Genomic DNA, 12586 nt, shown 5'->3' with positions numbered 1-12586 from the left:
CCCGGCCACGGCGGTACACAGGGCGCCACTACTCATGAGCGCGCACCCCCCAACCCCGGTTCCACCAACGTCAGGGGATACCTGTGAACCGCCCGCTCCTCCGGCTTGCCGCCACGTTCGGCGCCGCCGGCGCGCTCGCCGGAACGGCCGCGCTGCACGCCGCCGCGACCCCGGCGCGCCCGCACCGGGCCGCCGCCCAGCACGTCCTGCTCATCTCCGTGGACGGACTGCACCAGGCCGACCTCGACCGGTACACCGCCGAGCACCCGCGCTCCGCGCTGGCCCGGCTCGCGCACGGCGGCGTGCAGTACACGCACGCCAGCACCACCACGCCCTCCGACTCGTTCCCCGGCATGACCGCACAGGTCACCGGCGGCGGCCCGGGCACCACCGGGGTCTACTACGACGACTCCTACGACCGCACCCTGCTCCCGGCCGGCACCACCGACTGCGAGAAAGCCAAGCCGGGTGCGGAAGTCGACCTCACCGAGGACCTCGACAAGGACAAGTCGGCCCTCGACGCCGGCCAGGGCCTGACCGGACTGCCCGGCAGCATCCTGAACATGACGGGCCACCCCGCCGCCCTGCTCAACCCGGCCGCGCTGCCCGTCGACCCGAAGACCTGCAAGCCACTCGCCCCGCACTCCTACCTGCGCGTCAACACCGTCTTCGACGTGGCCCGCCGGGCCGGGCTGCGTACGGCCTGGTCGGACAAGCACGCCGCGTACGACATCCTCGACGGGCCCTCGGGCAGCGGCATCCAGGACCTGTTCACGCCCGAGATCAACTCCGACGCCATCGGCTACCCCAAGGGCACCGACTGGACCAAGGACAACAAGGCCACCCAGCAGTACGACCACTACAAGGTCCTGGCCGTCCGCAACGAGATCGACGGCTACGACCACAGCCGCGGCCACCGCACCGGCACCCCGGCGGTCTTCGGCCTGAACTTCCAGTCCGTGTCGACCGCGCAGAAGCTGCCCGCCTCCGACGGCCTCAAGGGCGGCTACGTGGCCAAGGGCGTGCCCGGGCCGCTGGTCGAGAAGAGCATCGGCTTCGTCGACTCCGAGCTCGGCTCGCTGGTCGCCGAGCTCAAGGCCCGCCACCTCGACACGAGCACGACGATCGTCCTGTCCGCCAAGCACGGCCAGTCCCCGACCGACCCGGCAGCGCTGACCCGTATCGACGACGCGCCGCTGCTCGCCGGACTCAACGCGGCCTGGAAGAAGGCCCACCCGGGCGCGGGCGACCTCGTCGCGCACTCCGCGGACGACGACGGTGTGATGCTGTGGCTCACCGACCGCTCCCAGGCCGCCGCCGACTTCGCCAAGGCCTACCTGCTGGCCCAGCACGGCACCGGCACCGACATCGACGCCAAGCCGAAGGCCTTCACCGCGAGCGGCCTGGCCAAGGCGTACGCGGGCAGGGAAGCGGCCCGCTACTTCGGCGTGCCGATCGGTGACTCCCGCGTCCCCGACGTCTTCGGCATCGCCCGGAACGGCGTCGTCTACACCGGCGGCACCAAGAAGATCGCCGAGCACGGCGGCGCGAACGCCGACGACCTGGACGTCCCGCTGGTCGTCTCCGGCGCGGGCACCCCGGCCGGGGTCCGCGAGCAAAGCCGCGTCCGCACCACGCAGATCGCGCCCACCATCCTGGCCCTGCTCGGCCTGGACCCGCAGGACCTGGAGGCCGTACGGCGCGAGCACACCCGGGTGCTGCCCGTGCGCTGAAACGCCGGTGGGCCCCCTGCCGCAGTCGACAGGGGGCCCACCGGGGGCGGCTCAGGCCTGAGCGCCCGTGTTCGCCAGCGCCGTCGAGAGCTCCTGCGCGATGCCCTGGAGGATCGGGACGATCCGGTCCGTGGCCGCCTCGGTGACCCGGCCGGCCGGGCCCGAGATCGAAATGGCCGCCGCGGTGGGGGAGTTGGGCACCGACACCGCGAGGCAGCGCACCCCTATTTCCTGCTCGTTGTCGTCCACCGCGTACCCGGCGCGGCGCACCTGCTCCAGGGCGTCGAGGAAACCGTCCGCCGTGGTGATCGTCTTCTCCGTCGCGGCCGGCATGCCGGTACGGGCGAGCAGCGCGCGGACCTCGTCGGGCGGGGTGTGCGCGAGCAGCGCCTTGCCCACGCCCGTGGAGTGCGGAAGCACGCGGCGGCCGACCTCGGTGAACATCCGCATCGAGTGCTTGGAGGGCACCTGGGCCACGTACACGATCTCGTCGCCGTCGAGCAGCGCCATGTTCGCGGTCTCGCCGGTCTCCTCGACCAGGCGCGTCAGATAGGGCCGGGCCCAGGTCCCGAGCAGCCGGGAGGCCGACTCGCCGAGGCGGATCAGGCGGGGGCCGAGCGCATAGCGCCGGTTGGCCTGCTGGCGTACGTAGCCGCAGGCCACCAGCGTGCGCATCAGGCGGTGGATGGTCGGAAGGGGAAGGCCGCTGCTCGCGGAGAGCTCGCTGAGGCCGACCTCGCCCCCGGCGTCGGCCATCCGCTCAAGGAGATCGAAGGCGCGCTCAAGAGACTGGACTCCTCCGCTGGCGGCGGAGGGCTTGGAGGCGTCGGTGGTGCTGGCGCTTGACGTCGGCACGGCGCGTTCCTTTCGGTACTGGCAGGCGAAGGAGCAGACTATCGGGCGGTTGTCCGGCCTACCCTGGACAGGTCAGGTGTCCTTGCCGGTCAGAGCGGGTTTGTCCGTTCGTTCGCGGCGCCCCGTGGCGATACCTACATTCTGCTTGGCGAAATTGTAATTCCATTCTGTGGAAACCTCCAAGGCTCGCGTCCGTGTCGGCCGTCACTCGTCGGCCACTCTTGACGGCTTCGTCGGCGGCGGCGCAAACTCCTTCAACAGATCGTTGAATTCCGGTGTACGGAAAACCGGTGTACGGAAGAATCCGCTGGGAAGTGAGGGGCTCGGGTGTCCGACGTCAACCTGGTACTGCGCTCGACGCGCGTCATCACCCCCGAGGGGACGCGCCCGGCGACGGTCGCCGTCGCCGACGGGAAGATCGCGGACGTACTGCCGTACGAGGCCGAGGTCCCGGCCGGCGCGCGCCTGGAGGACTTCGGTGACGACGTGCTGCTGCCCGGCATCGTCGACACCCATGTGCATGTGAACGACCCCGGCCGCACCGAGTGGGAGGGCTTCTGGACGGCCACCCGCGCGGCCGCCGCCGGAGGCATCACCACCCTCGTCGACATGCCGCTCAACTCGCTGCCGCCGACCACCACGGTCGAGAACCTGCGGGTCAAGCGGGAGGTCGCCGCGAGCAAGGCGCACATCGACACCGGCTTCTGGGGCGGCGCGCTCCCCGACAACGTCAAGGACCTGGGGCCCCTGCACGAGGCCGGCGTCTTCGGCTTCAAGGCGTTCCTGTCGCCCTCCGGCGTCGAGGAGTTCCCCGAGCTCGACCAGAAGCAGCTGGAGCGCTCGCTCGCCGAGATCGCGGGCTTCGACGGCCTGATGATCATCCACGCCGAGGACCCGCACGAGCTCGATGCCGCCCCGCACCTGACCGGCCCCAAGTACGCCGACTACCTGGCGACCCGGCCGCGCGTCTCGGAGAACACCGCGATCGAGGGCCTGATCAACGCGGCCAAGCGCGTCGGCGCCCGCGTCCACGTCCTGCACCTGTCGTCCTCGGACGCGCTGCCCCTGATCGCCGCCGCCAAGCGCGAGGGCGTCAAGCTCACCGTCGAGACCTGCCCGCACTACCTCACGCTCACCGCCGAGGAAGTCCCGGACGGGGCGAGCGAGTTCAAGTGCTGCCCGCCGATCCGCGAGGACGCCAACCGCGACCTGCTCTGGGACGCGCTGGCCGACGGCACCATCGACTGCATCGTCACCGACCACTCGCCCTCCACCGCGGACCTCAAGACCGCCGACTTCGCCACCGCCTGGGGCGGCATCTCCGGTCTCCAGCTCAGCCTCCCCGCGGTCTGGACCGAGGCCCGCAAGCGCGGCTACACCCTGGAGGACGTGGTCCGCTGGATGTCGACCGCGACCGCGAACCTGGTCGGGCTGACCCAGAAGGGCGCCATCGAGGCCGGCCGCGACGCCGACTTCGCGGTGCTCGCCCCCGACGAGACCTTCACCGTGGACCCGGCCGCACTCCAGCACCGCAACCGCGTCACCGCCTACGCCGGCAAGACGCTGCACGGTGTCGTCAAGTCGACCTGGCTGCGCGGCGAGCGCATCCAGCACGACGGCGTCATCGCCGAGCCCACCGGCCGCCTGCTCGAAAGGAACAACTGACACCGTGAGCACCCTTCCCTCCTTCACCGGTGACGCCAGCCCCTTCGGCGGCGGCGACCCGTACGCCGACTACCGCACCGCGGACTTCGGCTTCACCCAGTACGCCGACCTCGCCGACCGGCGCCTCGGCGCGGGCGTGATCGCCGCCAACGACGAGTTCTTCGCCGAGCGCGAGAACCTGCTCAAGCCCGAGGCCGCCGAGTTCGACCCCGAGCACTTCGGGCACAAGGGCAAGATCATGGACGGCTGGGAGACCCGGCGCCGCCGCGGCGTCTCGGCCGCGCAGCCGCACCCCACCGACGAGGACCACGACTGGGCGCTCATCCGCCTCGGCGCGCCCGGCGTGATCCGCGGCATCGTCGTCGACACCGCCCACTTCCGCGGCAACTACCCGCAGGCCGTCTCGGTCGAGGCCACCTCGGTGGCAGGCTCCCCGTCGCCCGAGGAGCTCCTCGCCCCCGACGTGAAGTGGGTAACTCTCGTGCCCTGTACGGCAGTTGGCGGCCACGCGGCCAACGGCTTCGCGGTGGACGTCGAGCAGCGCTTCACCCACCTGCGCCTCAACCAGCACCCCGACGGCGGCGTGGCCCGCCTGCGTGTGTACGGCGAGGTCGCCCCCGACCCGCGCTGGCTGGCCACCCTCGGCACCTTCGACCTCGCGGCCCTGGAGAACGGCGGCCAGGTCGAGGACGCCTCGGACCGCTTCTACTCGCCCGCCACCAATACCATCCAGCCGGGCCGCTCCCGCAAGATGGACGACGGCTGGGAGACCCGGCGCCGCCGCGACAAGGGCAACGACTGGATCCGCTACCAGCTGGCGGCCCAGTCGGAGATCCGCGCGATCGAGATCGACACGGCGTACCTGAAGGGCAACTCGGCGGGCTGGGCGGCGCTCTCGGTCCGCGACGGAGAGTCGGGCGAGTGGGCCGAGGTGCTGCCCCGCACGCGCCTGCAGCCCGACACCAACCACCGCTTCGTCCTGGACGCCCCCGCCGTGGGCACCCATGTGCGGATCGACATCTTCCCCGACGGCGGCATCTCGCGCCTGCGCCTCTTCGGCTCCCTGACGGCCGAGGGTTCGGCGCGGCTCGCCGCCCGCCACCAGGAACTGGGCGGCTGACCCGGCCGGTTCCCCCAAGAACAGGGCGGCACGACACCCGCCCGCAGCCGCGAGGCACCCCGACCCGACAGCACCGGGGTGCCTCGCGTTCTTGTGCGTACGCGCTCCGCGCTCCGCGGGACTCGGAGTGCTTCATCCGCGGGCCGGTGGAGGGCTGGTCGCTTCGGGGCTCGTACTGCCCGGCGTATTTCTCCCAGGACCGCTCAGGCCGCGTAGCCGCCGTCCACCGACAGCTCCGTGCCCGTCACATACGCCGCGCCGTCACCTGCGAGGTACGCCACCATCGAGGCGACCTCGTCGGCGGTCCCGTACCGCCCGAGCGAGGTCATCGCGGCCTGATCCGCCGCCGTCGGTCCGTCCGCCGGGTTCATGTCGGTGTCGATGGGACCCGGGTGGATGACCGTGGCGTTGATCCCGCGACCCCCGAGCTCCCGCGCCAGCGCCTTGGTGAGGCCGATGAGCGCGGCCTTGCTGGTCCCGTACAGCGTTCCGCCGGGACCCGGCACCCGCTGGGCCAGGCACGAGCCGATCGTGATGATCCGGCCGCCGCGCGGCAGGCGGGCCGCCGCGGCCTGGGAGGCGAGGAAGACACCGCGTACGTTCACCGCGAGCACCCGGTCGACATCGGCGAGGCTGAGCTGGTCGAGCGGGGCGAGCACGCCCACGCCCGCGTTGTTGACCAGGACGTCGAGGCCGCCGAAGGCCTCGGCCGCCCGCTCGACGGCGTCGGCCGCATCCGCCGACCGGCCGAGATCCGCGCGCAGGGCGAGCCCGCGCCGGCCCATCGCCTCGATCTTCGCGACGACCTCGCGGGCCGCCTCCTCGCCCTGGACGTAGGTGATGGCGACATCGGCACCCTGCTCGGCGAGCCGCAGCGCGGTGGCGGCCCCGATGCCCCGGCTGCCACCCGTGACCAGGGCCTTCTTGCCGTTGAGCGCGTTCATGATGAGGTCCTTTTCTCAAGGGTTCCGTTGATCCCTGCTGTGGTTGCGGGTTCAAGCAAAGCCCTCGCGGGACCTCTGCGCTGGCGGCCTTCGGACACCGAGTCCCCAGCAGCGGAACCTGCCACTGGAGACCCGTCTTTCCGGCCCCGACCCGGGCGGCCGCGACCAGGCCGGCCAGGGCGGCGGAGGCATGGGAGGCATGCTGCGCCAGGCCATGGGCACCGCGATGCAGGTCGGCCAGCGCGCACTCGCCGGCGAATCGCTCGCCTTCCAGTACTTCACCTCCACCGGCGGCGAGGGCACGGTCGGCTTCGCGGGCGTGCTGCCCGGCGAGATGCGCGCCCTCGAACTCGCCGACACCCGCACCACCCCCACCGGCGTCTCGGTCAACAGCTACCGCCCCACCGGCCGTCCCCAGTACGGGAGTTTCGACCTCATCGACGAGTGAGAGCCGGTGTCCGAAACCGCCCTTCCCGGGTCGATCATGCACGGGTACGGTGATCGTTCCCCGTGAGAGCCGCCGACGTCTCCACACCCCCGCACCGTCTGGAGACCGGGCCCGTGTCGTCGATCGCCGTTCCCTCCGCAGGCCTCGCCCCGCGTCGCGCCTGGCTCACCGACCTGCCGGTCCTGCTGGTGGCCGTCGTCTGGGGCGCCAGTTACCTCGCGGCCAAGGACATCACCACCGCCCACACCGTGACCGCCGTCCTGGTGCTGCGCTTCGGGCTCGTCGTGCCGGTCCTGGTGGCCGCCGGATGGCGCGGTCTGCGGGCGCTGACCGCCGCCCAGTGGCGCGGCGCGGGCCTGCTCGGCCTCGTCCTCAGCGGGATCTTCCTCCTGGAGACGTACGGCGTCGTGCACACCTCGGCCACCAACGCCGGGCTCATCATCAGCCTCACCATGATCTTCACCCCGCTCGCGGAGGCCGCCGTCACGAGGGTCCGCCCGCCGCGCGCCTTCCTCGCGGCGGCCGCCCTCTCGGTGGCGGGCGTCGTCCTGCTGACCCAGGGCGGCGGCTTCACCGCGCCCTCGGCCGGCGACCTGCTGATGCTGCTCGCGGCCCTCGCCCGTACCGCGCACGTCCTGTTCATGGCCCGCGTCAAGGCGGTCCAGGACGCCGACTCGCTGTCCCTGACCACCGTCCAACTGGGCGGCGCCGTCGCGGTGTTCGCGGTCCTGGCCGCCGCGCCCGGCACGGGGGACGCGCCCTGGACGGTGGCCTCGGGCTTCGGCGTACGCGAGTGGAGCGGCCTGCTGTTCCTGTCCGTGTTCTGCACGCTGTTCGCGTTCTTCGTGCAGATGTGGGCGGTCCGCCGTACCTCCCCGTCCCGCGTCAGCCTGCTGCTCGGCACCGAACCGCTGTGGGCCGCGGCCGCCGGCATCGCGCTCGGCGGCGAACGCCTGGGCGCACTCGGCCTGTTGGGCGGAATCCTGGTCCTCGCGGGCACCGGCTGGGGCCGCCGGGCCGCGGCCTGACTACTTCTTCGCGGCCCGCTCCGACGCGATCAGCACCGCCACGCCCGCCACCGCCAGCACAATGCTCGCGAACACCTCGTGACCCTCAAGCGCATCGGGGTGGTGCACCAGCGTCCACAGGCTGAACCACCCGGTCCACTCGTGTACCAGGCCACCGACGCCCTGGAGCAGCAGCAGGAACCCGGCGACCTCCAGAAACTTCCTCATGCCCCCGAGCCTGCGCGGGCCGGCCGCGCCACCGCGTCGGCCATCGGGACACCGCCCCCGCGCCCAAAGTCTCCGCCCGTACGACTTTGGTAGCGTCCCGCGCCCGCATCACGCCGCGAGCCCGCCGGGCTGCGTAACTTTGTCGACATGACACGAGCCGGACCCGAGTTCCGCTGGCTGCTGCCCTCGGCGGTGGCCGACCCCGAGCTGCCCGGCGACCGGGCCCGGCCGCGGCGCACCGTACGCGACTGGGTCGTCGACATCTGCGCCTTTCTCGCCGCCGCCCTCATCGGCATGCTCACGGCCGACACCCTGGACAAGACGCCCGGCTACTCCGACACCCTCCTGCTCCTCGACCAGCTGGTCGGCGCCGCGGCCTGCTGCGCGGTGTGGCTGCGGCGGCGCTGGCCGGTGGGGCTCGCGGCGGTGCTCACCGTGGTGTCGGTCTTCGCGCCGGTCGCCTCGGGCGGCTTCCTGGTCGCCCTGTTCAGCCTCGCCGTGCACCGGCCGTTCAAGCCCGCCGTGCTGGTGGTGGGCAGCCTCGCCATGGCGAGCTCGCTGCTCCAGCCGGTGGTCCGCCCCGACCCGACCACCAGCTTCCTCACCAACGCCGTCGTGGGTACCGTCCTGATCCTCCTGGTCACCGGCTGGGGCATGCTCGTACGCTCCCGGCGCCAGCTCGTCCTCGCGCTGCGCGAACGGGCCGCCCGTGCCGAGGCCGAGGCGGCGCTGCGGGCCGAGAACGCGCAGCGGCTCGCCCGCGAGGCCATCGCCCGCGAGATGCACGACGTGCTCGCCCACCGGCTCACCCTGCTCTCCGTGCACGCGGGCGCCCTCGAATTCCGGCCCGACGCACCGTCCGCCCAGGTCGCCCGGGCCGCCGGCGTCATCCGGGACAGCGCACACGAGGCGCTCCAGGACCTGCGGCAGATCATCGGGGTCCTGCGCAGCCCCGGCGAGGGCGCCGACGACCGCCCCCAGCCGACGCTCGCCACTCTCGACGCACTCGTCGCCGAATCCCGCGAGGCCGGGATGAAGGTCGCCCTGGACAGCCGCATCCCGGACGCGGCGGGCGTCCCGGCCGCCACCGGGCGCAACGCGTACCGCATCGCCCAGGAGGCCCTCACCAACGCCCGAAAACACGCGCCCGGCGCCGAGGTCACCGTCACCGTGACCGGCCGCCCCGGCGAGGGACTCACCGTCGAGGTGCGCAACCCCGCGCCCCCGGGACCGGTGCCCGAGGTCCCCGGGTCGGGGCAGGGGCTCATCGGCCTCACCGAACGAGCCACCCTGGCCGGCGGCCGGCTCGACCACGGGCGCGGGCCCGACGGAGGGTTCTCGGTCGTCGCCTGGCTACCGTGGCCCTCATGACCATCCGCCTGCTCGTCGTCGACGACGACCCCCTGGTCCGCGCCGGACTCGCCTTCATGCTCGGCGGCGCCGAGGACATCGAGATCGTCGGCGAGGCGGCCGACGGCTCCGGGGTCGACCGACTGGCCCGGGAACTGCGCCCGGACGTCGTCCTCATGGACATCCGCATGCCCCATGTCGACGGGCTCACCGCCACCGAGACGCTGCGCGCCCGCCCCGACGCGCCCGAGGTGATCGTCCTGACCACCTTCCACGCCGACGAACAGGTGCTGCGGGCGCTACGGGCCGGAGCCGCCGGATTCGTCCTCAAGGACACCCCGCCCGCCGAGATCGTCGCCGCCGTACGCCAGGTCGCGAAGGGCGATCCCGTCCTGTCCCCGGCTGTCATGCGGCAGTTGATGACCCAGGTGTCGACCGCGCCACCCGGCGACCGGGCGGCCCGGGCCCGCGCGCGCATCGCGCTGCTCGCCGACCGTGAACGCGAGGTCGCCGTCGCCGTCGGCCGGGGCTTCTCCAACGCCGAGATCTCCGCCCGCCTGTATCTGAGCGTGCCCACCGTGAAGACCCACGTCTCCCGCGTCCTGGCCAAGCTCGACCTCAACAACCGGGTCCAGATCGCCCTGTTGGTGCACGACGCAGGGCTGCTCGACGATGCGGAGGGCGACGTAGGCTGAGACGAACCGAGCGGAGGGCGGGGCCATGACTGTCATCGATCTGGGGGAGTACGGCGAGGAGTTCACCGCCGACCCCCATCCGGTCTACACCAAGCTGCGGGCCGAGGGTCCCGCCCATCTCGTCCGCACCCCCGAGGGCGGCGAGGTGTGGCTGATCGTCGGGCACGAGGAGGGACGGGCCGCGCTCGCCGACCCCCGCCTGTCCAAGGACTGGCGGAGCAACGACGACTGGGAGTACGGCGAACTGCCGGTCAGCGCCAACATGCTGGAGACCGACCCGCCGCAGCACACCCGGCTGCGCAAACTGGTGGCGCGGGAGTTCACGCCGCGCCGCATCGAGGCGCTCCGGCCGCGCGTCCAGGAGATCACCGACAGCCTCCTCGACACCATGCTGGCTGCTCCCGGCCGCACCGCCGACCTGGTCGACTCGCTCGCCTTCCCGCTTCCCATGACGGTGATCTGCGAGCTCCTCGGCGTGCCGGACCTGGACCAGGAGGCCTTCCGGGTGCTGTCCAACGAGGCCGTCGCGCCCACCGTGAACGACGGCAAGAACACCTCCGTGCGCGAGATGGGCGAGTACCTCATCGGCCTGATCGAGGACAAGCGCCGCACGCGCCCCGGCGACGACCTGTTGAGTGCCCTGATCCGCACACGTGACGAAGAAGACGGCGACCAGCTGTCCCCGGAAGAGCTCATCGGCATGGCCTTCCTGCTGCTCGTCGCGGGCCACGAGACGACCGTCAACCTGATCTCCAACGGTGTGCGCACCTTGCTCGCCCACCCCGCCCAGCTCGCCGCCCTGCGTGCCGACCTCGACGGGCTCATCGACGGCGCCATCGAGGAGATCCTGCGCTACGAGGGCCCGGTCGAGACCGCCACCTATCGCTTCACCAAGGAGCCGGTCCTGGTCGGCGACGCCCTCATCCCGGCGGGCGCGCCCGTCCTGGTCTCCCTCGCCTCGGCCGGCCGCGACCCGCTGCGCCACGCGGACCCGGACCGCTTCGACATCCGCCGCGCCCCGCAGGGCCACCTCGCGTTCGGCCACGGCATCCACTTCTGCCTCGGTGCCCCGCTCGCCCGCATGGAAGGCCGGATCGCGGTCCGCGCCCTCCTGGAACGCGCCCCGGACCTCCAACTGGCAACGCACACCGCTCAGTTGGAGTGGTTGCCGGGCATGCTCATCAGGGGCGTACGCCACCTGCCCGTGCGCTGGTGACGCACACGGTGCACGGGTGACTCACGCCTTGCGTGCGGCCGCCGCCCGCTTGCGGTGCTCGCCGCGCAGCACGAGCGAGGGCCACTCGTCCCCGTACGCCCCGCAGGCGCAGACCGACCACAGCGACCACTGCTGCGGCACCGAGTAGTACGGCACGAGCACCCTGGCCGTCCGCAGCCGCGACAGCTTCACCGGAACGAGCGCGGGCAGGACGTCCGGCGTCTGGCCGGCCAGGATCGCGCGGCGGCAGGACGGGCAGGCCGGGCGCCGGTCGGCCGCCGCCTCGCGCGGACCGGTGCGGCGCCGCGCCTCCTTGCGGTGCTGTTTGCGTACGGGGGAGTGGGCGTCCTCGGCCGCCGTGTGCAGCGGGTTGTAGAAGCAGCGCTGGGCGGCCTTGGGCACCGGCTGCCCGGCCGCCCGGGCGTGGACCGCGGCGAACCGTTCGAGCGCGCGGTCGGCGAGCACCGCCGCGGCCGCGAGGTCCGGCAGATCGGATGCCTCGTCGAGCAGCTTGCCCGCGGCCTGGAACGCGTCGAAGGCCCAGGCGCAGTCGCCCTCGGCCCGTGGATCGGACCCGGAGTGTGCCGCCAACCGATGTGAGGGCAGCGGCAGTTCGGCCGTCCGCAGCACGTCACCCACCGCCGTCACCCGCGCCGACACCAGCCGGTCGAGCCGTTCGCGAGCCGTCGCCCACTCGTCGAGGACCAGCTGCTGCTGTTCCTTCGACAGCTCCCCGGGCCGTTGCGCGGGCACGGCGGGGCGCAGCCCGTCCAAGAACCACCAACGCCTCAGCACCCTTGCCTCCCTCGCTCCGACCAGGGTAGAAGCCTCATAAGCTACTGGAGAGTTAGGGTGTGGCCGATCGCTCGACGAGAGGTGCGTGGCATGGGGGAACTCGATCTCGAATCGGCCCGCGGGGCGCTGGCGAGCCAGCCGTTCAGCCGGCTCCTCGACGCGCGGATCACCGCGTTCGGAGACGGCGGTGCGGTCCTGGAGCTGGACATCCGCGAGGAACTCCTCCAGCAGAACGGCTTCGTGCACGGCGGAGTCCTGGCCTACGCGGCCGACAACGCCCTCACCTTCGCGGCCGGCACCGCGCTCGGCTCCGCCGTCCTCACGAGCGGCTTCTCCATCCAGTACGTGCGTCCGGCCACCGGCCGCAGCCTGATCGCCCGAGCCACGGTGGTGCACGGCGGACGCCGCCAGGCCACGGTCCGCTGCGACCTGTTCGCCCTCGATGGCGACGGCAGGGAAAAGCTGTGCGCGGTTGCCCAGGGCACCGTACTGTCCGCCGTATCCACCGGACCGTCCTGAAGGGACACGCG

At 72.5% G+C, this 12586-nt stretch carries 12 protein-coding genes and 1 pseudogene; 9 read left to right on the top strand and 4 right to left on the bottom strand.

The genetic code is table 11. The features are described 5' to 3' along the window. Window positions 1-83: 83 nt before the first annotated feature. Window positions 84-1733 carry an alkaline phosphatase family protein gene (locus ACSHXC_RS08105; RefSeq protein ID WP_438290911.1) on the top strand — a complete coding sequence of 550 codons (1650 nt, stop codon included), beginning with the start codon at window positions 84-86 and terminating at the stop codon, window positions 1731-1733. Between the two features lie 51 nt (window positions 1734-1784). Here ACSHXC_RS08105 and ACSHXC_RS08100 read toward each other — a convergent pair whose 3' ends face one another. Continuing rightward, window positions 1785-2588 (bottom strand): IclR family transcriptional regulator, encoded by an 804-nt coding sequence (locus tag ACSHXC_RS08100; RefSeq protein ID WP_438290910.1) that lies wholly within the window; start codon window positions 2586-2588, stop codon window positions 1785-1787. A gap of 327 nt (window positions 2589-2915) precedes the next feature. Between ACSHXC_RS08100 and allB the strand changes: the two genes are divergently transcribed. Then, a complete protein-coding gene (gene allB / locus ACSHXC_RS08095; RefSeq protein WP_438290909.1) occupies window positions 2916-4253 on the top strand; it encodes an allantoinase AllB in 1338 nt (445 codons plus the stop codon). A gap of 4 nt (window positions 4254-4257) precedes the next feature. Further along, entirely contained in the window at window positions 4258-5373 is a 1116-nt protein-coding gene (alc, locus tag ACSHXC_RS08090) for an allantoicase (protein WP_438290908.1), read from the top strand. Between the two features lie 203 nt (window positions 5374-5576). Here the strand turns inward: alc and ACSHXC_RS08085 are convergent, their stop codons facing one another. Then, a complete protein-coding gene (locus ACSHXC_RS08085; RefSeq protein WP_438290907.1) occupies window positions 5577-6317 on the bottom strand; it encodes an SDR family NAD(P)-dependent oxidoreductase in 741 nt (246 codons plus the stop codon). Between the two features lie 115 nt (window positions 6318-6432). Here ACSHXC_RS08085 and ACSHXC_RS08080 point away from each other — a divergent pair. Both ACSHXC_RS08080 and ACSHXC_RS08075 read left to right on the top strand, forming a co-directional pair. Then, window positions 6433-6681, top strand: a pseudogene (locus ACSHXC_RS08080) (AIM24 family protein); the annotation flags it as partial. Window positions 6682-6878: 197 nt separating this feature from the next. Next, the gene (locus ACSHXC_RS08075; protein WP_438296481.1) at window positions 6879-7793 is read left to right on the top strand and encodes a DMT family transporter; all 915 of its coding nucleotides are present in this window, start codon (window positions 6879-6881) and stop codon (window positions 7791-7793) included. On the opposite strand, the gene ACSHXC_RS08070 is transcribed toward ACSHXC_RS08075, so the two are convergent. After that, entirely contained in the window at window positions 7794-8000 is a 207-nt protein-coding gene (locus ACSHXC_RS08070) for a hypothetical protein (RefSeq protein WP_438290906.1), read from the bottom strand. Window positions 8001-8147: 147 nt separating this feature from the next. On the opposite strand from ACSHXC_RS08070, the gene ACSHXC_RS08065 reads away from it, so the two are divergent. Genes ACSHXC_RS08065 through ACSHXC_RS08055 form a run of 3 tightly spaced genes read left to right on the top strand, consistent with a single transcriptional unit; the run spans window position 8148 to window position 11261 of the window. Then, window positions 8148-9371, top strand: a complete 1224-nt coding sequence (locus ACSHXC_RS08065; RefSeq protein WP_438290904.1) for a sensor histidine kinase — start codon at window positions 8148-8150, stop codon at window positions 9369-9371. Further along, window positions 9368-10045, top strand: coding sequence for a response regulator transcription factor (locus ACSHXC_RS08060; protein ID WP_438290903.1), 678 nt, complete (start codon window positions 9368-9370; stop codon window positions 10043-10045). The genes ACSHXC_RS08065 and ACSHXC_RS08060 overlap by 4 nt, the downstream gene beginning before the upstream one ends. Before the next feature lie 25 nt (window positions 10046-10070). Next, window positions 10071-11261: a cytochrome P450 family protein gene (locus tag ACSHXC_RS08055; RefSeq protein ID WP_438290902.1), complete on the top strand. Its 1191-nt coding sequence runs from the start codon at window positions 10071-10073 to the stop codon at window positions 11259-11261. Window positions 11262-11282: 21 nt separating this feature from the next. On the opposite strand, the gene ACSHXC_RS08050 is transcribed toward ACSHXC_RS08055, so the two are convergent. Further along, complete coding sequence (locus ACSHXC_RS08050; protein WP_438290901.1) at window positions 11283-12056, bottom strand: hypothetical protein; 774 nt, start codon at window positions 12054-12056, stop codon at window positions 11283-11285. A 90-nt stretch (window positions 12057-12146) separates the two neighbouring features. Here ACSHXC_RS08050 and ACSHXC_RS08045 point away from each other — a divergent pair, with 90 nt between their 5' ends. Next, the gene (locus tag ACSHXC_RS08045; RefSeq protein ID WP_438290900.1) at window positions 12147-12575 is read left to right on the top strand and encodes a PaaI family thioesterase; all 429 of its coding nucleotides are present in this window, start codon (window positions 12147-12149) and stop codon (window positions 12573-12575) included. The last annotated feature ends 11 nt before the right edge of the window (window positions 12576-12586 follow it).

Source organism: Streptomyces sp. HUAS TT7, from assembly GCF_051550175.1.
Taxonomy (GTDB): Bacteria; Actinomycetota; Actinomycetes; order Streptomycetales; family Streptomycetaceae; genus Streptomyces.
Note: the sequence above shows the minus strand (reverse complement) of the source record. Positions and strands in the feature narration are given on the sequence as shown.

Bases quoted from the DNA above. Each gene is read 5' to 3' on its own strand.
- ACSHXC_RS08045 (WP_438290900.1), top strand. From the start codon at position 12,147: ATGGGGGAACTCGATCTCGAATCGGCCCGCGGGGCGCTGGCGAGCCAG.
- ACSHXC_RS08085 (WP_438290907.1), bottom strand. From the start codon at position 6,317: ATGAACGCGCTCAACGGCAAGAAGGCCCTGGTCACGGGTGGCAGCCGG.
- ACSHXC_RS08065 (WP_438290904.1), top strand. From the start codon at position 8,148: ATGACACGAGCCGGACCCGAGTTCCGCTGGCTGCTGCCCTCGGCGGTG.
- ACSHXC_RS08070 (WP_438290906.1), bottom strand. From the start codon at position 8,000: ATGAGGAAGTTTCTGGAGGTCGCCGGGTTCCTGCTGCTGCTCCAGGGC.
- ACSHXC_RS08060 (WP_438290903.1), top strand. From the start codon at position 9,368: ATGACCATCCGCCTGCTCGTCGTCGACGACGACCCCCTGGTCCGCGCC.
- ACSHXC_RS08055 (WP_438290902.1), top strand. From the start codon at position 10,071: ATGACTGTCATCGATCTGGGGGAGTACGGCGAGGAGTTCACCGCCGAC.